We start from the raw sequence: 18,839 nt of genomic DNA on the forward strand, positions 1-18,839 counted from the left end.
GATGTCTCCTGTTATGTCCAGTGGTGCGTGAAATCAGAAATCGGGCGTCAGGATGACGCGACGCTTGAGCTTGCCGTGGTGTGCCTCGTCGAACACCTGTTCGATCTGGCTCATCGGACGCGTCTCGACGAAAGGTCCGAGCTTGATGCGGCCGTCCAGGCACATGTCGCGCACGGCGGCGTAGCGGTCCGGCGGGCAGCCCCAGGTGCCGATGATCTCGGCATCGAAGGCCATCAGCTTGGAGAGCATGTAGTTCGTCTCGGCCGTGCCGTAACCGACGATCACGAGCTTGCCGGTGAAGGACAGCAGCGACAGCGCGAGCTCCTGGCCGGGCTTGCTGCCGGTGACCTCGAAGATCTTCCAGCCGTAGTTCGACGGCAGGCCGCGCTCCTTGCAGAAGCCCTTGAACAGCTCCTTGACGTCCTTCGCGCTCTTGTCCTTCGGATTGATGATGAAGTCGGCACCGAAGTCCTTCATCATCGTCAGCTTTTCTTCATTGATGTCGATGCCGATCACGGCCTTCGCGCCCATGCCCTTGGCGGTCTGCACCATGAAGCTGCCGACGCCGCCCGCGGCGCCGATGACGATCACCAGGTCATCCTTCTTCAGGTCGGCGCGCACCGCGGCCTGGTAAGGCGTCGTCACGGCATCGGCGACCACCGCGAGGTGCTCGAGCGGCGTGCTGCCGCGGTTCTCGACCACGCACAGGTACTTCGACTGCGCGACGATGTGGCTCGAATAGCCGCCGTAGATGCCCATCGAATTGCCCGGCATCTTCTGCGACAGGCAGCGGTTGCCGCGACCGGTCTTGCACAGCTCGCACTCGCCGCAGGGGATGACGGCCGGCACGATCACTTCCTTGCCGATCATCGACGCTTCGCCGCCGATCACCGTGCCGGAGATCTCGTGGCCCAGCGATAGCGGGGGCTTCTGCACCGTCGGCACGCCCATGTAGTAGTAGGACAGGTCGGTATGGCACACGCCGCAGCCGGCGATCTTCACGACGACGTCGCCCGGGCCCAGGGCGGGCATCGGCACACGGGTCTTCTGCAGCTTGCCCGGCTCGGTCATCTGCCAGGTATCGATGAATTCAGGAATCACGCTTCGTCTCCCACGTATGATTTCGTATCTTCAAAACCTTCGTTTCAGGCACGGCCCGAGGGTTTGCCGCGCAGCAGCCCCCGATTGGGCGTGTTTCGTGCCGAGGCGTCCGCTTGCGCCAACGAGGCGCGGAACACGCCCGGTCGGGGGCGGGTCGTCAGCACCACGGCCCGCTTAGGTGTTCCGCCAAACCGGCTTCCGCTTCTCCAGGAAGGCAGCCAGCCCTTCCTTCGCGTCGTCGGTGTTCATCAATTCCTTCAGGTAGATGTTCTCGGCGGTGTCGAGCGCGGCAGCGAAAGGCTTGTCGGCCACGGCGCGGATCGTCTTGCGGGTGCTGGCCAGTGCTGCACGGCTGAGCGTCAGGAACGGAGCGACGAAGCCCTGCACGTCCGCGGCGAAGCTCTCCTTCGCGAACACGCGATTCACCAGCCCGATCGCCTTCGCCTCGTCCGCGCCGATGTTCTCGCCGCCCAGCAACAGCTCCAGCGCACGCGCCGGCGGCACCAGGCGCGGCAGCAGCACCGCGGCGATCGGCGGGAACACCGCGAGCTTGATCTCCGGCTGGCCGAACTTCGCGTTGGACGCCGCGACGAGCATGTCGCACGCAATCGCCACTTCCATGCCGCCCCCGAGCGCCACGCCATTCACCGCGGCCAGCGTCGGAATCGGCAGCTGCTGCATGCGGCGGAAGATGCCGTGGAACACCTCGATCATGCGATCGACCTTGTCCGGCGTGTGGTCAGCGACCTCGACGCCGGCCGAGAAAGCCTTCTCGCCCGCACCGGTGATCATCAGCAGCTTCACGCTGTTGTCCGCCAGGCAGCGGTCCAGCGCGACGTTCATCTCCTCCATCGTCGGGATGTCGAGGACGTTGAACGGCGGGCGGTTGATCGTCAGCGTCGCGAGGCCGTCGGCCACGCCGTAGGTGATGAACTGGAATTGCGCACTACTCATCTCGTGTCTCTCCTCGTTCTCGTTCGCTCTGCGTGTTTTAGTACTTCAGTTCTCGTTCTTCATCTGCAGCCGGTAGGGGCAAACCGCGTCGCAGTCCGCACAGCACACCTCGCCGTCGCAGCGGATATGCCATAGATCCGCGCCGCAATTCGTGCACCGGCACTTCGCTTCCGGCTTGATGGCGGGGCGGATCTCCTCCGCCGACCAGAAATCGATGACCTGTCCCATGTCGGCCTCCGGTCAGAAGAGGTCGTCGAGTTCGTCGGATCCGCCGCCGGGCATCTTCCCGAACTGCTGCAGGTAGGCCTGGATCATCTGGCTTTCGCGCGAGGTGAAGAGCGCGGCTTCCTCGAACACGAAGTTCGTCGCGTCGCCGCCGCGCTCAAGCTGCTCCATCAAGCCTTCGCGAAGGTTCTCGACGCCCTTGATCATCAGCACGTTCTTGTTGCCGTCGAGCAGCTGGAACACGCCCGACTCGGTCGGCACGGACGCGATCGTCGCCTCGTCGAACTTCAGCGAGGACTCCGGCGGCAGGATCGCCTCGGCGATCTTCGGCGCGAGGTTGCACTTGAAGCAGCGCGCTGCTTCGGCACGGGCCGTCGCGTCGTCGAAGCCGAGTTCCACCTCGTCCCAGCCGGTGCGCTGTTCTGGCGCCAGCATGATCGGGTGGAACTTGCGGATCTTGTTGAAGCCTTCCTTGCGGCCGATGCGCGGGTTGGTCTCCCAGCCGTTGCGCAGCAGCACTTCGGAGATGTCGCCGTCTCCGCCGAGCACGATGTCCATCGCCGAAGCCGCAACCCGGCCCTGCGCCACGGACTCGATCAGCGTCGAAGGTCCGAGCACGCAGTCGCCGCCGGCATAGACCTTGGGCCGGCTCGTCAGCATCGAATCCTCGCGCACCGTGATGCGGCCCTTGCGGTCCGTCTCGACGCCGAAGCCTTCGAAACGCTTCGGGAACTGGCCGATCGCGGCGATCACCAGATCCACGCCCTCGACCACTTCCTCGCCGGTCTCGACCGGCTTGCGGCGGCCGGAGGCATCCGCCTCGCCGAGCGCCATCTTCGCGTAGGTGATCTGCAGCCGGAAACCGTTGGTGCCCGGCTCGATCTTCTTCGGCGCGAGCAGGTAGCGGATATTCACGCCCTCCTCCACGCAGCCCTCGAACTCCTCCAGGCGCGCCGGCATCTCCTCGCGGGTGCGGCGATACACCATGTCGACCTCGGCGCCGAAGCGGCGCGAGCTGCGCGCGTTGTCGGTCGCGACGTTGCCGCCGCCGATCACCGCGACCTTCTTGCCGGTCTGGATGCCCTCGGGCGTATTCACGAGGCCCATCGTCACGGCCTTCAGGTAGGTCGGGCTGTCGACCACGCCCGGCAGGTCGTCGCCGGGGATCCCCAGCTTGTCGCCGCCTTGGGCGCCGATGCCGACGAACACGGCGCCGTAACCGTCATTGAACAGCGTATCGACGTTCTCGACCTTCGCACCGAAGCGGAACTCGACGCCCAGCGCCGACACCTCGGCGACCTCGTTGTCGATCACTTCGGCCGGCACGCGGTAGGACGGGATGCCGTAGCGCGCCATGCCGCCCGCAGCCGGCTGCGCGTCGAACACCGTGACGCCGTGCCCCTGCTTCGCGAGGTAGTAGGCCACCGTCAAACCGGCCGGACCGGCACCGATCACCGCGGCCTTCTTGCCGGTCGCGGGCAGCTTCTTCGCATGCTCACGCCAGATGCCCGTGTCGTTGTCGGCGGCGATGCGCTTCAGGTTGCGGATCGACAGCGGATCGTCGAGATCCTTGCGGCGGCAGGCCGATTCGCACATCGCGAAACAGGCGCGGCCGAGGATGCCCGGGAACGGCAGGCGCTCGCGCACCACCGCGATCGCTTCGCCGTATTTGCCTTCGGCGGCGAGCTGCACGTAGCGCGGCACATCGATGCCGGCCGGACAGGCGTTCTTGCACGGCACCATCGACTCCTCGCGCTTGGCGGGGTCGAGCGTGCGGTCCATCAGCGCGCCGGTCGGGCACACGGTCACACAGGCTTGGCAGAAGGTACAGCCGGACTCGATCAACGTCGGCGCGATCGTGCCGACGTAGGTGCGCTTGCCCTGCGGCGTCTCGACTTCCTTGACTTCGAGACAGCCCACGCCGCGCACGTCGTTACAGGCGACGAGGCAACGACGGCAGTCGATACAGAGGTTGTAGTCGCGATCGAAGAAGGGTTCGTCCTTGATGATCGGCAACTGCACCGGCTTGTACGGCGGTGTCGTGTTCGGAATGCCGATGTAGTCGGAGACCTTGCGCAGCTCACAGGACGAGAAGATCGTGCAGCAGCGCGTTTCCTGCGGGTTGCCATAGGAGCACTGCGAGCGCGAACAGCCGTCGCGCTGCGGACAGGTCAGGCAGACATGGGGGTGCGGGCCGAGGATCTTGGCGAGGCTCGCCTGGCGCACTTCCTGGATCGCCGGCGACTTCGTCGTCACGACCATGCCGGCCGTGACGGTGGTCGAACAGGCCTTCACGACCCCGTCGACACCGTCGATTTCGACCATGCACAGATTACAGCCGCCGTCGCCAGCGCCGCGCTGACCGGCGGGCGGAAGATCGGGGTGCGCGCACAGCGCAGGAATGTAGAGACCCGCGGCGGTCGCCGCATTCAGGACCGACGCACCCACCGGGGCCTCGACCTCGACGCCATCGATGCTCAGCTTCACCGGCGCACCGAACTCGGCCATCCCCGCCGGCTTGCTCGCCTTCCACCACCTGATTTCCGATGTCTGTACGGCTTCCATGTCTCTCTCGTCCTCTATTCTGCTCCGGGCTTAGCGTGTGCCCGTGTCCGGCCCTTCTCAGGCAGCCTGCGCGAGTTGCGCGTAACCGGGGTAGTAGCTCCCCTGGCAGGCACCAGCGCGGACCGCCGCGATGAAACTCGCCATGTCGGTGACCGGTTGCGAGAATTTCGTCGCGCACCGTCCGACGGCAATCGTCTTGTGGCAATCGCTGCCGCCCAGCGCTGGCAGGGCCATGTGGCGAGCGGCACTGATTGCCAGATCGTTGTCGCTGTCGAGGTTGCCGCCGTTGTGGGTTTCCACGGCGGCAATCCCGGTGATGTCGAGCAGCCCGTGCAGCAGGCTCGCGACCCCGACCTCGCGGAACGGATGAGCCGGTACGCAGATTCCGCCGATGCTGTTGATATGCTCGATGACCTCGTTGATCGGGAGGTAGTTGTCGCGCCCCCAGATGTTCCAGCCGTCATCCTGCATACCGTACGCCAGCATGTGCCCGCGATCGGTTGCGATCTCCACGCCGCGCAACACCAGGAAACCCTCGTCGCGCCCCACCTGTTCGACAGGCAGCGACGCTTCGTACGAGTAATGCTCGGTGATGCACACCCCGTCGAGTCCCAGTTCCTTCGCGCGGCGGATCAGATCCACCGGCTCCAGCCAGTTGTCGTAGGAGTACTTGGTATGGCAATGGCAATCGATCCACATGGGACGGACTCCGCGCGCCGGCCTGGCCGCTCAGGAAACGGTGTACTCGAGGTTGATGCGCTTGGACGGCGAGAAGCGCTGGCGGGAGAAGAATTTCTCCAGCGCGAAGTCGTCCCAGTTCACCAGCGTGTAGACCTTCTTCACGCCCGCGGCCTTCATGTTCATCATGAACTGGTCGAGCAGTTCGCTCGCCACGCCACGATTCTGGAAGCGCGGATCGACGCCGATCGTGTCGATCGTCGCGGTCGACTCCGGAATGCCGAACTCGCCGAAATACACGTCGCCCATCACGAAACCGGCAAGCTTGCCGTCGATCTCGCACACAAGGGAGGAGTTGATGTTGTGCTGCGGATTGAGAACCCCTTCCAGCTTCCGCTCGTAGTACTCGCGACGATTCTGCTTGGACCCTGCAGCGTCGATCTCGACGATCGCATTCAGGTCTTCCTTCTTCAGCACCCGCATCACACGCTTCTGGTCAGACATTTACCTATCTCCTTTGGTTGGCAGTTCCGCGTCCGTTCGCGGCGCCGCCTCTCAGAACAGTTCGTCTTCCTGCTGGGGCTTCGTCGAGCGGCGGGTGTATACCGTGCCGATGACCTTCCCCATTTCCTGGTCGGTGTCGAGGCAGGTCGTGCAGCCGTCACCCTCGGTCTGGTAGCTCTCGACGTGAACCTCGAAACCCATGCCCCGGTACGCTTCGGCGATCTCGGACAAGCGCGGCTCGCCAATCGTCGTCAGCCGCTTCCACCCTTCGCGCAGCAGCCGATCCTCAGCCTCCTCTTCGCGAGGGGCACTACCGGCCAGCTTGATCGGGATCGTCTTCTTCGTGCTCATCTTGGAACCCTCCGTCATCGCCGGGAACATGGTTTACTCCTTACCAGGAATGCTTGATCGCGCCCGGCGTGCAGGCGGTGGTACAGGGCAGGCCGGTGTAGCCGCCGGCCGGCTTGCAGTCGGCACAGTCATAGGCGAGTGCCCGGGTCTTCTCCTTCTTCACCCACGCCACTTCATCGTCGTAGTCGTCGGTGATGATTTCGAACATCTGCTGCGGACAGGCCTTCAGGCAAGCCCGCTCGGCCGCACAGTCGATGCACTTGTCCGTGTCGATGCTGATGTAGTACTCGCCGGAACCGTCCTTGTAACCGTAGTTCGCGATCATTTCCCTCTCCTGGATTCAATGCGCCGCGGCGCCCTTGCGGACCGCCGCGGCCTTCGCGCCAATTACTTGGCGGCCTGCTTCTGCATCAGCGTGTAGCCGAACAGCGCGGCGCCCAGCGCGCCAGCGATCTGGCTATCGATCTTGGTATCGATCTGCTTGATGCCCAGCAGACGCTCGATCCGCTTCACGACGCCCGGGTTCTTCGCGATACCGCCGGTGATGAAGAAGCCCTCTTCCACGCCGATCCGCTCCAGCAGGCTCACGACGCGCTCGGCCATCGCCTGGCAGTAAGCCGCGATCACCATGTTCTTCGTGTAGCCGGCCTTGAGCAGACCCAGTGCCTCGGACTTCGCGAACACCACGCAGATCGACGACACGGCTTCCGGTTCGGTCTCAACGTCGAAGGAGCGCGGGCCCAGCTCGGCGATGGGGATCTGCATCAGGTCGGAGATGACTTCCATGCCGCGGCCGGTACCGGCTGCGCACTTGTCGTTCATCAGGAAGTTCGTGACCTTGCCCTTGTCGTCGCAATGGATGGCCTTGCAGTCCTGGCCGCCCATGTCGAGGATGGTGCGCACCTTGTTGCCGCCCATGTAGTTCGCGCCGCGGGCATGGCACGCGATCTCGGTGATCGCCTTGTGGGCGAAGGGCACGTTTACCCGGCCGTAGCCGGTGCCGACGACATAGTTGATGTCCTCGAGCTTCATGCCGATCTTGTCCATGATGCCCTGCAGCGCATTCTTTGCCGAGTCCGGCGAGTTGTTGCCGGTGCGCATGCTGTTGTAGCCGTACAGCTCGCCGTCACAGACCAGCACCGCCTGCGACGACACCGAGCCGACGTCGATGCCGCAGGTGATGATCTTGGCGTCCTTCCAGTTCTTGGTCTCGTCGTACCAGGTATTTTCCTGCCAGCGCCAGAATTCCTTCTTCTCGGGGGCGGCGGTGGCGGCAGCAACTTCTGCATTCATTTGATCGCTCCTTAATCCGTATCTGTTCGCGTGTCGGTTCAGTGCAGGCGCTCGGCTGCAATCAGCGCGCAACCCAGGGCGCTGACGAACTCGGGCAGTTCGGGCAGGAGAACCTCATCGACGTCCATCGCGGTCTTCAGCGACTGGACGAAACCGGGGTTGTGGCCCATGCCGCCGATCAGCACCACGTTGCCTTCGATGCCGACGCGACGAACCATCGCGCAGACACGGCTCGCCACTGCATCCAGCACCGCCTTGGCGATGTCTTCCTTCGGCGTCGAGGAGTGGATCAGCGACACCACTTCCGACTCGGCGAACACGGTGCATTGCGCGTTCATCGGGATGCTCTTGTCGGACTTCAGGCTGGCCTCGCCGAATTCCTTGAGCGACAGCTGCAGCGCGCGGCTCATCGCCTCGGCGAACGAGCCGGCGCCCGCGGCGCACTTCTCGTTACCGGCGAAGTCGATCGCCTTGCCGTCGGAGTCGGTCTTGATGCCGCGGCCTTCCTCTGCACCGACGTCCACCACGGTGCGGGCCTGCGGGTACATGAACACTGCACCACGCGCCCCGGCGGTCATCTCGGTGACGCCTTCGGTCGCGAAGGCCACCTGGCCGCGGCCAGCACCGGTTGCGAAGATCGACTTCACCTGGTCACGCGTCACGCCTGCCTCGGCGAGCGCAGCGTCGAAGGCCTTCTCGGCGGCCTGATCGGCGTCGAGGTCACCCGGCAGCATCAGGTGAGCCTTCTTGACCGCGAAGCTCGGCTCCTTGGCACCTTCGACCTTGATTTGTTCCAGCAGCACAACCTTGACGCTGCGGGAGCCCATATCGATTCCAGCGGTAATCATTCTCGTCTCCTCTTGGCTCTGTTTCCGATCAGGCGGCCTGACGGCGCACCCCAAGCTGTTCCATGAAGGCGTCGACACGTGCCTGAGTACGCACTTCGTCGAACTCGCGCTCGTCGCCCATGTTTCCTTCGAACGTCATCACCGGCGTGCCCGACTTCGCGATCGCGAGGCGGTTTTCCATGATGCCGACCGACAGGCCTTCGCAGCCGCGGTTCAGGTGCAGCATCACGCCGTCGACCTGCCACTCCTTGATGATGCGCAGCATCATTTCGCTCTTGATGCGCGGATCGTAGAAGTGCTGCCACTGCGGCTTCGACAGGTTCCAGTCTGCATACAGGCGCACTGCGGTCTCGCGATCCTTGATCTCGATGCCCTTGTCCCACGGCAGCGTGCGACCACCCCAGGTGCCGTCGGCCTTCTCTTCCCAGATACCTTCGAGCGAGAACGTGTAGAGCGAGCCGATCGAAACGGCACCGTAGGTCTCGAGATAGCGGAAGATCTTCAGGAAGGACCAGGGCGGCTGGGTGTCCGTCATCAGGCGGATCGTCTCGTTCGGCACGGCAGCGATGCCACGGGCGACGCGGTCCTTCACTTCCTCGTACAGCTCGTCCATGAAGTCGGCGCACCACTTCGACGACTTCGACAGCGTGCAGAGCACGTACAGCGAGTACATCGTCTTCTCGTCGAGCGGCGCGGGCTTCACCTTGTTCAGCGCGCAGATGTCCGCCCAGCGGGAGGTCGAACGCATCTCGTTCTTGACCGCCTCGATGAACAGCTCGTCGCTGAACTCGCGGCCGCTCGCCTTCTGCACGAACTCGATTCCGTCATGCAACTGGTTGGCGACATAGTCCAGACGAGCGTCCGTCATGTCCTTGTACGGACCGACGCCGACGTCGAGGTAGAACTCGGGGACCTTCTCTTCCTTCGCGACGTGCTGGTACCACTTCGAGTGCGAGCAGCAGATCTGCGTCTGGAAGACGAAGTCCGGCTTCGGGAACTCGCCGCCGAAGGCGTACTTGTTCAGGTGCATGCCGCCCCAGTAGATCCGCATGTACGAACACAGGTCACGAGCGAAACCGTAAGCTTCGGCCGCGTCCATGCACTCCTTCGCGAACTTGCGGTCGTGGGCGACGGCGGCGGCGTACGGCTCGCCGGTCAGCGAATAGACGTCCTCACCGAGGCCGGCGGGGATCGCGTCCAGCGCCCAGGCCGAGCCGGACCAGCGGATGCCGCCCTTCTCCTTCGCACGGGCGTAGTTCATGTAGTACTGCTCGCGAAGCTCCTTCGCCTTCTTCCAGAGCTTCAGCGGCTCGGTCGGATACAGATTTGCCATGGCGTTTATCCCTCTTTCCCGTCAGTTCAGAACAGCTCTTCTTCGCTCAGCGTCTCGAGGAATGCCTCGATACGGATGCGGAAGGGCCCGATCGGATTGGTGATGTCGAATTCCAGGAACAGCGTCGGAATCCCGTTGTCCTCGAGATGACGCTTCAGATCCGGGTAATCGCCCTCGTGCGGATCGCAGAACTTCTGCTGCAGGAAGATCGCGCCCTGAACGCCGTAGTCCTTGGCCAGACCGAGAACGTGGTCGAAACGGGTGTGGGCCGGGTAATCCTTCGTCGGACAGGCCGGACGGTCGCAGTAACGGTCGGCAATCGCCTTGATGACGTCGCCTTCAGGCTTCGAGGCGTTCCAGAAGTAACGGCTGCCGGAGCACTGGTCATCGACGACGATGGTCGCGCCGACCGACTCCACCATGCCCATGAACGCCACGTCGTCGTTCTCGGAACCGATCGTCATGAAGCGGGCACCCGTCTTGCGCTCCATCTTGCGGCTCGGCAGCGCAGCGAGCACCTTCTTCAGCATCTCGTTGTGCTCGCGCTTGTCGATGAACTGCGCGGTCAGCGATGCGTACAGGGCCTCGACGCCGGTCACCTTCGGGTCGGCTTCCTTGCGGTACTCATACAGTTCGCGCAGCAGGCGGCGGTTCTCGTCGCACACGGCCAGCGCGTCCGTCAGCATCGCGTCGGTGATTTCCTTGCCGGTCAGCGTCTGCAGGAACACGCGGAAGGATTGCACTTCCTCGTAGTGGGCCTTGCGGGAATGCTGCGACTGGACTTCGTTGGGCATCGGCACGTAGTAGTCCCACTTCACGGTGGGGACGTGCAGGCGCCAGGAACCGAAGGTCTGGCGATACTGGATGCACGACTGGGTCAGCGTGACGCCTTCCGCGTAGTCGAAACGGCCGAGCAGGCCCTGTGCGAGCGAATCGCGGCAGAACGGGCAGAACATGCCGAAGATGTGCGGCTCGGTCACGTTCTGCGGCTCGTGGGCGCCGAGGACGCGCACCGGCAGCATGCCGGCGGCGATCAGCAGCTCTTCCGGCGTATAGGTGCACATCGTTGCCACCACCTGGCCACCTGTCCGCGCCTTCCAGTCGCGTGCATAATCGTGGCGCTTCTCGTACCAGGTCTTGAACTGGTCGAACAAACCATCGCTCATCGAACTATCTCCTCTGATATGTTCGCGGATCCGTTCCCCGACTCCGCGCTTGCTGCATTATTGTTCCGGCCCTGCATGATGTCGCATGTTACGCACTGGAGTGCATGCGATGTTGACCTAAGTCAAACGACTGGCAGGTTGATATGCACGGGACTGCATTTTCGATGTGTCAAAGTGCATCAATGCGCATTGCACTGCACAATAAATATGTAATTTTGTGCATTGCAGCAGACGTGCGCCGTGCTCATACGCCCGGTAAATGGAATGCGGATGGCGACGGAAGCGGCGCTGCGAAAGCCGGTGAGGCTTCCGGGCATGCGGCAGCGGGCAACAAACCCGCCTCGCCGGCGGGATGTTGCAGTGCCAAACCCGTTGGCGGAGGGATTACGGGAGGTGTCGGCGCGAGCGCGCCGTGTCAGTGCGCGCCCGGTCACTCGGCGCGCGCACAGGCCCGAATGGGCGCGAAGGTGGCCGGATCAGCGGCTCAGGACTTCGAGGATGTCGAGGAAGGATTCTTCGGCCGTGCGGCCGGAGGTGTCGATGATTGCGTCGGCCTTGCTGTACATGGCCGTGCGACCAGCCAGGATGCGCTTGAGATCCTCCATCGCCTCCTGGTTCCCGTTCATCGGGCGGTAGTCGCCCTGCGCCATCACCCGCGCCATATGTTCTTCCGGCGACGCGCGCAGCCAGATCGTGAAGCACGACGACAGCAACAGGTCGAAGTTGGCCGGCTCGGAAACGATGCTGCCGCCGGCGATGAGGACGAAGGCCTCGTTGTTCGCGACCACGGATTCCAGCCCGCGCCGCTCGTAGCGGCGATAGGCCGACTGGCCGTAGAGCGAGAAGATTTCCGAAAGATCCGCCCCCGCTTCCTGCTCGATCACTTTCGCCAGTTCGAGGAATGGCACCCCGAGATGGTCGGCGAGCATCGTGCCGAGTGTCGTCTTGCCGGCCCCGCGCAGGCCGATGAAAGCGATGCGCTGCCGCCTTGCCGTACGTCCGGTCGATTCCAGTTCGTTCTGCAGCAGGCGGCGCGCCCATTCGTGCGTCTTGGGCGGGAAGCGGCCCAGGTATTGCATCAGCAGGGTGAGCTCCGGCGACTGCTCGGGTTCTTCGCGCACGAGATCGACGATCGGAAAGCCGAGGCCTTGCGCGATCTGTCGCAACAGGATGATCGAGATGTTGCCGTGCCCGGTTTCCAGCTGGGCAAGGTAGCGCTCCGATACGCCCGACTGCTGCGCCAGCATCTTGCGCGTCATTCCCCGCTGCGCGCGCAGGTCGCGAATGCGGTCGCCGAGCATCAGCAGGTAGTTGTTTTCCTCTACCGACAGATCCGGACGCTTGAGGCGCGACGAATTTTCATCGTTGGACATTTGGGGCTACCCCTTGAAAACGGCAATAAAGTGCCGATGAATTATAGTGCGCAAGGTCGGGGCAGATTGCAACATGCAAACGTCGCTCGGGGCATTCGTACAAACCGCAGGAAATCGCGGTCAGGCGCCTGGGAAAAGGGGCGTGGCATCGTGGATGATGCATATGGCATCATTCGCTTTTTTGCGAACGCATGTATGAATTGCATGAATCGAGCACGAGCCCTTCTTCCCCTCCTCTTCTCGGCCGCCTTCGCATTCGTTCAACCCGCGCACTCCGGGCAGGTGTTCAAGTGCGTTGCCGACGGCAGTCGCGCCACCTATCAGGCCCTCCCCTGCCAGGCTGAAGGGGACCGCATGGAGTTGCGCGTGCACGATCCCGATCCGGGAGAACGCGCCGCAGCGCGAAAGCGGGCCGCCAAGGAGCAGCGCTTCGTCAGGACCGTCGAGGCGGAGCAGGAAGCCACGAGGCGCAGCGCGCAGGCGCAACAGGATCTGCGCGACAAGGAGCGGCAGGCGCGTGAATCGCGCTGCGCGGGCTATCTCCAGCGTGCCGAGCGAGCCGAAGCCGACGCGCGGACGCACGTGAAACGCAACCGCTACAAGCGCGACCACGAGTTGCGCGCGCGCACCCTGCGCGATCGGCACTTCACGGAATGCTTTGCGGCCGGTTGAACGGCCGCACGCTGCAAACAAGCGTCAGACGTAGCGGGCCATCCGGGCCAGTACGCGGTCGCGCCCGAGCACTTCGAGCACGGCGTCGATCGCCGGCGTCTGCGCCACGCCCAGCGTTGCCACGCGCAGCGGAATGGCGACCTGGGGCATCTTCAGTCCATGTTCGGCCATCGTGTCCTTGATCGCCTGGTTGAGCGCGGCCTTCTCCCACGGAGCGGATTCGAAGCGCGCCTTCAGGCTCGCAAGCGCGATGCGTGCCGCCTCGCCCAGGTGCTGCGCGATGAGTTCGGGCGCCGGATGCACCTCGACGCAGTACAGCTCGACCGAGTCGGCCAGTTCGTTGAGATTGGCGACACGCTCCTTGTACAGCGCGACAACCGATTCCAGTTCGGGCCCCGTTTCGGGATCGACACCGCGGCGGGCAAGCCGGCGCGAGACCTCGGCCGCAAGGTGCGCGTTGTCGGCCTGCTTGATGTAGTGCGCGTTCAGCCAGTTGAGCTTTTCAGTGTTGAACTGCGCGGCCGAGGGGGTGATGTGATCCAGGTCGAACCACTCGACGAACTGCTCGCGCGAAAAGATCTCGTCGTCGCCGTGACTCCAGCCGAGGCGGCCGAGGTAGTTCACGACCGCTTCGGGCAGATAGCCCTCGTCGTCGTACTGCATGACGCTGACGGCGCCATGCCGCTTCGACAGCTTGGTGCCGTCGTCGCCGAGGATCATCGACAGGTGCGCGTACAGCGGCACCTGCGCGCCGAGCGCCTGCAGGATGTTGATCTGGCGCGGCGTGTTGTTGACGTGGTCGTCGCCGCGGATCACGTGCGTGATCCCCATGTCGAGGTCGTCGACGACGACGCAGAAGTTGTAGGTCGGCGTGCCGTCGGCACGGGCGATCACGAGGTCGTCGAGTTCGGCATTCGCAATCTCGATGCGCCCCTTGACGAGGTCGTCCCAGGCGACCACGCCTTCTGCCGCGTTGCGGAAGCGCACCACCGGCTTCACGCCCTCCGGCGGTGTCGGCAGGACCTTGCCCGGCTCGGGCCGCCAGCGGCCGTCATAGCGCGGCTTCTCCCCGCGGGCGCGCTGCTCCTCGCGAATGCGGTCGAGCTCCTCGGGCGACGTGTAGCAGTGATACGCCGTGCCGGCCGCCAGCATCTGCTGGATGACTTCCTTGTACCGGTCCATGCGCTGCATCTGGTAGAACGGCCCCTCGTCGGCGTCGAGCCCCAGCCAGGCCATGCCGTCGAGAATCGCCTGCACCGCCTCGGGCGTCGAGCGTGCGACGTCGGTGTCCTCGATGCGCAGGATGAACGTGCCGCCGTGCCGGCGTGCAAACGCCCATGAGAACAGCGCGGTACGCGCGCCGCCGATGTGAAGGTAGCCGGTGGGGCTGGGGGCGAAACGGGTGCGAACGTTGGAAGCCATCGATGGGGACTCGGGACCGGATCTAAAGACGCGGATTCTACGCCGACCCTCCGCCACGGCGGAGGCGATGGCTGCAGGAATCCGCACGCAAAAATACAAAAGCCCTGAAACCGAAGCTCCAGGGCCTTGCATTGTGGTGGGCGGTACTGGGATCGAACCAGTGACCCCTGCCGTGTGAAGGCAGTGCTCTACCGCTGAGCTAACCGCCCGGAATTCCGTGCGTCTTCGTCATCGACTGGTGGGCGGTACTGGGATCGAACCAGTGACCCCTGCCGTGTGAAGGCAGTGCTCTACCGCTGAGCTAACCGCCCAGTGTGGCGAAGAGGCGCGATTGTAGTGGGACGGGAATTCTTTCGTCAAGCGCGGGAGGATATTCGCTTTGGCGAGTACCCGTCATATGTCGTATCACTGTCGCCGCGGAGCGGTGATCGCCCGTGGCTTCGCCGCCTTGTTCTCAATCGTGCCAAAATGTTACTCGACGTCCCTCGACGGATGTTGTTGAAAAATAATCAGGAGACAATCAAATGGGAGTGGTTTTCGCGAAGACCGCGAAGGGACAGGAAGAATTCGTCAGCCGCAGCGGAGGGCTGTCGCCGCGTGTGCGCAGGGTGCTGATTCTGGTCGATGGCCGGCGCACCGTCAGCGAGTTGCGCGAGCTGGTCGCGGCGGATGATCTGACGCATACGCTGGGATCGCTCGAGGAACTCGGGATGATCGAAGTGTCCCGACCGGAATCCGCATCCGCGGCCGGCCAGGAGCCTGTAGAGCCCCTGCCCTCGATCACGGCGTTTCGCGAGCTGCCCGCGGCACGCAATGCCAGGGAACTCGAAATGGCGCGGAACTTCATGATCAACACGCTGAAGAACTTCTGCAGCCTGTACGGCCCGATCTCGCTGATGAGCAACATCAACTCGGCGGATTCGCACGAGGGTCTGCGCGACCTCTACCCCGAGTGGTATCGGCTCATCGTGGACAGCCGCTCGGGCCGGCGCCGGGCGGAAGATCTGCGCAACGACCTGCTCAAGGTGCTTTGAGGGGAAACCTCAATCGACCCACGACGAGGGCAGGGCCGTGATGACGGGTTTGGGCAGGCGCACCAGATCCGTCCATATCGGCAGTTCCGCCAGCGCATCCATGGCGAGTTTGCGCGTCTCTTCCGGCGTCAGGTCGAGAATGGCAGCGCGCAGATAGACCGTACCCACCGTCTCGGCATCGGGTTGCGCGGCCAGACAGGTTTCCGAAAGCCGGGTTGCGAGCTGCAGGCCGCAGGCGAGCCGGTAGGAGCGCGATTCGGGATCGAAGCCGCCGCCCTCGGGATCGCGCTGCCAGTACACGACATCGGCGAGCGCTGTCGGGATGCCCCAATCCGCGAGCAGGACGGCGGATAGTTCGTGCCGGTCGAAACCGAAGGTCGCGATCTCGGCGGTTTCGACCGGTTCGGAGACGCGCGCGGCCTGTTCCAGGGTGAGGTCGAAGGTCGCGGGCGCGGCCGTGGCGAACGCGAGCGTGCCGATCTCGCTCAGCAGCCCCAGCGTGAACGCTTCCGCAGCGGGTAGATCGCCGCGGTGGGCGGCCACGGACTCCATCACGGCTGCGGTGAGGAGCGACGTGGTCCAGAACGCGTTGTAATTGAAGCGCTTCGAGGTCACCTTCGGCCGGTTCGCGACCAGCGACAGCGCGACGGCGTGGGCGCGCACGATGTTCATGCCCAGGCGGATCACGGCCTGCTGGAGATCCAGCGAGCGCTCGGTGCGGCCGAAGCGGGCGGCGGACGCCGCGCGCAGCACGAAGCCTGAGAGCGCGGGGTCCGAGCGGATCACGCGCACGACGGCGTCGATGCGGACTTCGGGGTCGCGGGCGAGCTCGATCAGCTTCAGCGCGGCACCGCGCGGGCTCGGGAGTTCATCCGCAGCGAGCAGGAAGTCGCGGATGTTTCCGGTCACCTGTCCGCGATCACGCTGGGTGCTGGCTGAATTCATTCACGTTCTCTCTAGTGATGCGCAGGCGGTTGGCGTTGTTGCCGTATCGATGGCGCCAGCGTGCGCCTGCGTGGTTCTTCTTCCTGTCCTGCAGCTCGGCCGCGCCGCGGGCAGTTAGCTCCGCCGGCCGCCCTTTCCGCTCCAACGTTCAGCCTCGCAGCTCGTCCAGCACGTCGTCCACGACGCGGTCCAGCAGCGGTTCCTGATCGGCGGTTGTCGCCTCCCCGTTCGCAAAGCGTCGCGTCAGCTCCGCGCGCGTCAGGGCGAGTGCGCGCTGTCCCTGGCGATTCGCGAACAGATACATGGTCCGCGCGGGACTGATCCAGGTGAGGCGCACGCGACGCACTTCGCCGGATTCGTCCCTGAGCTCCACCCAGCTGCCACGGGTGAGAAGGTCGAGTTCGAGCATTTCCGGGGTGGGATCGTCGCCGATGGGCTGAAGGCCCGGCAAGGGCCCGGCCCGACGTGCCGGCGCATTCGGCGGGGGCGGAGGTGCCGGCGGTGGCGCGGAGGCGATCGGGGCTTTCAGCGCGGCGGCGTGGCACTGCACGAGTTCGGAAAAGAACGCCTTCTGGCGAACCTCGTCGATCGCCGCCGTCGTCATTCCTGCCTTCAGGTTGCGCAGGATCACCGGGAGCTGCTTCACCATGCGCTGGCGCTCTTCCATGCTCTGCTTGGGCAGGACGCTCCACACGAGGTCGGCGCTTGCGGTGATGGCGCTGGTCCAGCGTTCGCTGTTGGCCGGCGGCGCGTTCGTGGCGCCGCTCTCGAGCGCGGCATGTGCCAGCACCCGCGTCCAGATGTCGCGGATGAAGTCCCGCACGACGGCAGGAAGTTCTTCGTTCGCGAGATGGCCCGCCATCGCGTCCTCACCGACCTTGCGGGCGAGGTCGATGCGCTCGCGTTCCTTGAGGCGCTCGGTCAGGGTGGCCGCGCGTTCGTCGGCGTAACGCTCCTGCTCGGTCAGGTAGTTCTCGAACTCCTGCAGGCAGGATGCAAACACGCTCGCGTCTTCCGCAAACTGGTTCTGGATGCGGACGACGGCCCCTTCGGCGGTGCGATACAGCGAGCTGTCCTCGGTCAGCGGGCCATCCCAGGTCACGCTCGCCTGCGCGAGGGAGTTGATCAGGCGTCGCGCCGGGTGGGCGCGGTTGGAGAAGAAGCCGTGATCCATCATGGCAAGCTTCAGCACCGGGATCTGCAGACGCCCGATCAGCCCCTTCATTGCATCGGGGACGCGCGAGTCGTCGAAAATGTAATCGAACAGGGTGGCGACGACATCGATGACGATGCCGTCGATGGAATTTGCCTGTTTGCTGAGCCCGGCCTCGATCAGCGCGCTGATGATGTTGCCGGTCGCGTCCACGCCGGCCGGCAGGGCGAAGCTCTGGCCGCCGAACTGCAGGTCGCCCTGCCCTTGCTGCAGGCCGTTCAGCAACTGCATGAGGTCCGACGTTCCGGTGCGCTGTTTCCAGTCGTTTTTTTCGACTGCAGCCGCCTTGGCCGTGAAGATCTGCTTCACGAGGTCCGACGGATCGGGTTCTCCGGGGAGCACCACGTCCTTGCGCGCGGCCATCCGTTGCGAGGCCTTGCCACGGCGCGCCCGGGGGCGGACGTTGGGCATGACGCGCCGCGCCACCAGCAGCGCATTGACGTCGTGATAGACGGTCGACATCTCTCCGGCCAGTCGGCCGACCAGGAGCTCGAGCGCGGTCGCGCGCAGCCCGCCCGACGCGTCCTGCTCCCAGCAGATGTTCTTGAGCGCTTCGCAGATCGCCGCTGGTCCGATCGGATTCGCAGCCCCATCGATGTCGCTTTCGCCGAGCATGAAGGCGACCCGGGTCTGGAGGTCCTGGTTTTCGGCTTCGCACGCCCGTTCGAGGCGCGTGGCGAGATTCTTCACGGCGATCGTGGTGTCGATTTCCGTTTCGTCGACCAGTTTGAGCTCCGGAAAGAAACCCATCTCGCTCCCGCTCTCGTAGAAGGTGCTCGCGGCATTGGAGGTCTTGGCCCGTTCCTGGAACTGGTCCTCGAACCCCGTGCTGAAAGTGCGATCGATTTCCGCTCCGATGGTGTGCAGAAGTGCCAGCAACTCGATCAGCTTCTGGGCTTCCTCGGCGTTCTTCGCGGCCAGTCGGCGGGCCTGGAGTTCGTCGCGGAGCTCGCCGACCGACCGCGCGAGCGCTTCACGCACGCGCTGGCCGACGAAGTCGCGGCATTCGAGCAGGACACCCTGATGCGGACGGAAGGCGTCGGGTACTCCGGTCTGGCGCGTTAAATGTTCGTTGATCACGACATGCTCCGCTTTCATGGCGGTACGGGACAAGGGCGATGATGTCGCCCGCTTCCGGATGAAGCAAAAACTTATTCAGTTT

Annotated in this window: 18 protein-coding genes and 2 tRNA genes; 2 read left to right on the forward strand and 18 right to left on the reverse strand. The window is 64.4% G+C overall.

The window, feature by feature from the left end; translation table 11 throughout:
• Positions 1-33: 33 nt before the first annotated feature.
• The 13 genes from had to GPA22_RS03100 all read right to left on the reverse strand — a co-directional run bounded on the left by had (position 34) and on the right by GPA22_RS03100 (position 12,391).
• Positions 34-1,101, reverse strand: coding sequence for a 6-hydroxycyclohex-1-ene-1-carbonyl-CoA dehydrogenase (gene had / locus GPA22_RS03040; protein ID WP_169254631.1), 1,068 nt, complete (start codon positions 1,099-1,101; stop codon positions 34-36).
• Between the two features lie 174 nt (positions 1,102-1,275).
• Complete coding sequence (locus tag GPA22_RS03045; protein ID WP_169254632.1) at positions 1,276-2,055, reverse strand: enoyl-CoA hydratase/isomerase family protein; 780 nt, start codon at positions 2,053-2,055, stop codon at positions 1,276-1,278.
• Between the two features lie 45 nt (positions 2,056-2,100).
• On the reverse strand, positions 2,101-2,283 hold the full coding sequence (locus GPA22_RS03050; RefSeq protein WP_169254633.1) for a hypothetical protein: 183 nt from the start codon (positions 2,281-2,283) through the stop codon (positions 2,101-2,103).
• Positions 2,284-2,295: 12 nt separating this feature from the next.
• The gene (locus tag GPA22_RS03055; RefSeq protein WP_246264028.1) at positions 2,296-4,845 is read right to left on the reverse strand and encodes an FAD-dependent oxidoreductase; all 2,550 of its coding nucleotides are present in this window, start codon (positions 4,843-4,845) and stop codon (positions 2,296-2,298) included.
• A 57-nt stretch (positions 4,846-4,902) separates the two neighbouring features.
• Positions 4,903-5,544, reverse strand: a complete 642-nt coding sequence (locus tag GPA22_RS03060; protein ID WP_169254634.1) for a CehA/McbA family metallohydrolase — start codon at positions 5,542-5,544, stop codon at positions 4,903-4,905.
• Between the two features lie 30 nt (positions 5,545-5,574).
• Positions 5,575-6,027: a GNAT family N-acetyltransferase gene (locus GPA22_RS03065; RefSeq protein ID WP_169254635.1), complete on the reverse strand. Its 453-nt coding sequence runs from the start codon at positions 6,025-6,027 to the stop codon at positions 5,575-5,577.
• Positions 6,028-6,078: 51 nt separating this feature from the next.
• Positions 6,079-6,378, reverse strand: a complete 300-nt coding sequence (locus tag GPA22_RS03070; protein ID WP_246264030.1) for a hypothetical protein — start codon at positions 6,376-6,378, stop codon at positions 6,079-6,081.
• Between the two features lie 40 nt (positions 6,379-6,418).
• Positions 6,419-6,703 (reverse strand): ferredoxin, encoded by a 285-nt coding sequence (locus tag GPA22_RS03075; protein WP_169254637.1) that lies wholly within the window; start codon positions 6,701-6,703, stop codon positions 6,419-6,421.
• A gap of 62 nt (positions 6,704-6,765) precedes the next feature.
• Positions 6,766-7,671, reverse strand: coding sequence for a benzoyl-CoA reductase, bzd-type, subunit Q (gene bzdQ / locus GPA22_RS03080; RefSeq protein WP_169254638.1), 906 nt, complete (start codon positions 7,669-7,671; stop codon positions 6,766-6,768).
• A gap of 38 nt (positions 7,672-7,709) precedes the next feature.
• Complete coding sequence (locus tag GPA22_RS03085; RefSeq protein WP_169254639.1) at positions 7,710-8,519, reverse strand: acyl-CoA dehydratase activase; 810 nt, start codon at positions 8,517-8,519, stop codon at positions 7,710-7,712.
• 28 nt (positions 8,520-8,547) lie between these two features.
• Complete coding sequence (gene bzdO, locus GPA22_RS03090) at positions 8,548-9,852, reverse strand: benzoyl-CoA reductase, bzd-type, subunit O (RefSeq protein ID WP_169254640.1); 1,305 nt, start codon at positions 9,850-9,852, stop codon at positions 8,548-8,550.
• Positions 9,853-9,878: 26 nt separating this feature from the next.
• Positions 9,879-11,018 carry a benzoyl-CoA reductase, bzd-type, subunit N gene (bzdN, locus tag GPA22_RS03095; protein ID WP_169254641.1) on the reverse strand — a complete coding sequence of 380 codons (1,140 nt, stop codon included), beginning with the start codon at positions 11,016-11,018 and terminating at the stop codon, positions 9,879-9,881.
• Between the two features lie 476 nt (positions 11,019-11,494).
• The gene (locus GPA22_RS03100) at positions 11,495-12,391 is read right to left on the reverse strand and encodes a helix-turn-helix transcriptional regulator (RefSeq protein WP_169254642.1); all 897 of its coding nucleotides are present in this window, start codon (positions 12,389-12,391) and stop codon (positions 11,495-11,497) included.
• A 150-nt stretch (positions 12,392-12,541) separates the two neighbouring features.
• Between GPA22_RS03100 and GPA22_RS22595 the strand changes: the two genes are divergently transcribed.
• Entirely contained in the window at positions 12,542-13,063 is a 522-nt protein-coding gene (locus tag GPA22_RS22595; RefSeq protein ID WP_211168905.1) for a hypothetical protein, read from the forward strand.
• Positions 13,064-13,087: 24 nt separating this feature from the next.
• Here the strand turns inward: GPA22_RS22595 and gltX are convergent, their stop codons facing one another.
• The 3 genes from gltX to GPA22_RS03120 form a co-directional block, all read right to left on the reverse strand.
• Positions 13,088-14,485, reverse strand: coding sequence for a glutamate--tRNA ligase (gene gltX / locus GPA22_RS03110; protein ID WP_169254644.1), 1,398 nt, complete (start codon positions 14,483-14,485; stop codon positions 13,088-13,090).
• Between the two features lie 134 nt (positions 14,486-14,619).
• Positions 14,620-14,694: transfer RNA gene (locus GPA22_RS03115), tRNA-Val, on the reverse strand.
• 27 nt (positions 14,695-14,721) lie between these two features.
• A tRNA-Val gene (locus GPA22_RS03120) sits at positions 14,722-14,796 on the reverse strand.
• Positions 14,797-15,009: 213 nt separating this feature from the next.
• Here GPA22_RS03120 and GPA22_RS03125 point away from each other — a divergent pair.
• Positions 15,010-15,519 (forward strand): hypothetical protein, encoded by a 510-nt coding sequence (locus GPA22_RS03125; protein WP_169254645.1) that lies wholly within the window; start codon positions 15,010-15,012, stop codon positions 15,517-15,519.
• A 9-nt stretch (positions 15,520-15,528) separates the two neighbouring features.
• Here GPA22_RS03125 and GPA22_RS03130 read toward each other — a convergent pair whose 3' ends face one another.
• Positions 15,529-16,464 carry an HDOD domain-containing protein gene (locus tag GPA22_RS03130; protein WP_169254646.1) on the reverse strand — a complete coding sequence of 312 codons (936 nt, stop codon included), beginning with the start codon at positions 16,462-16,464 and terminating at the stop codon, positions 15,529-15,531.
• Between the two features lie 148 nt (positions 16,465-16,612).
• Positions 16,613-18,757, reverse strand: coding sequence for a DUF1631 domain-containing protein (locus tag GPA22_RS03135; RefSeq protein ID WP_343035936.1), 2,145 nt, complete (start codon positions 18,755-18,757; stop codon positions 16,613-16,615).
• Between the last annotated feature and the right edge of the window lie 82 nt (positions 18,758-18,839).

Source organism: Aromatoleum toluvorans, from assembly GCF_012910905.1.
In the GTDB taxonomy this organism is placed as follows: Bacteria; Pseudomonadota; Gammaproteobacteria; order Burkholderiales; family Rhodocyclaceae; genus Aromatoleum; species Aromatoleum toluvorans.

Bases quoted from the DNA above. Each gene is read 5' to 3' on its own strand.
- GPA22_RS03045 (WP_169254632.1), bottom strand. From the start codon at position 2,055: ATGAGTAGTGCGCAATTCCAGTTCATCACCTACGGCGTGGCCGACGGC.
- GPA22_RS03050 (WP_169254633.1), bottom strand. From the start codon at position 2,283: ATGGGACAGGTCATCGATTTCTGGTCGGCGGAGGAGATCCGCCCCGCC.
- GPA22_RS03055 (WP_246264028.1), bottom strand. From the start codon at position 4,845: ATGGAAGCCGTACAGACATCGGAAATCAGGTGGTGGAAGGCGAGCAAG.
- GPA22_RS03060 (WP_169254634.1), bottom strand. From the start codon at position 5,544: ATGTGGATCGATTGCCATTGCCATACCAAGTACTCCTACGACAACTGG.
- GPA22_RS03065 (WP_169254635.1), bottom strand. From the start codon at position 6,027: ATGTCTGACCAGAAGCGTGTGATGCGGGTGCTGAAGAAGGAAGACCTG.
- GPA22_RS03070 (WP_246264030.1), bottom strand. From the start codon at position 6,378: ATGAGCACGAAGAAGACGATCCCGATCAAGCTGGCCGGTAGTGCCCCT.
- GPA22_RS03075 (WP_169254637.1), bottom strand. From the start codon at position 6,703: ATGATCGCGAACTACGGTTACAAGGACGGTTCCGGCGAGTACTACATC.
- bzdQ (WP_169254638.1), bottom strand. From the start codon at position 7,671: ATGAATGCAGAAGTTGCTGCCGCCACCGCCGCCCCCGAGAAGAAGGAA.
- GPA22_RS03085 (WP_169254639.1), bottom strand. From the start codon at position 8,519: ATGATTACCGCTGGAATCGATATGGGCTCCCGCAGCGTCAAGGTTGTG.
- bzdO (WP_169254640.1), bottom strand. From the start codon at position 9,852: ATGGCAAATCTGTATCCGACCGAGCCGCTGAAGCTCTGGAAGAAGGCG.
- bzdN (WP_169254641.1), bottom strand. From the start codon at position 11,018: ATGAGCGATGGTTTGTTCGACCAGTTCAAGACCTGGTACGAGAAGCGC.
- GPA22_RS03100 (WP_169254642.1), bottom strand. From the start codon at position 12,391: ATGTCCAACGATGAAAATTCGTCGCGCCTCAAGCGTCCGGATCTGTCG.
- gltX (WP_169254644.1), bottom strand. From the start codon at position 14,485: ATGGCTTCCAACGTTCGCACCCGTTTCGCCCCCAGCCCCACCGGCTAC.
- GPA22_RS03125 (WP_169254645.1), top strand. From the start codon at position 15,010: ATGGGAGTGGTTTTCGCGAAGACCGCGAAGGGACAGGAAGAATTCGTC.
- GPA22_RS03130 (WP_169254646.1), bottom strand. From the start codon at position 16,464: ATGAATTCAGCCAGCACCCAGCGTGATCGCGGACAGGTGACCGGAAAC.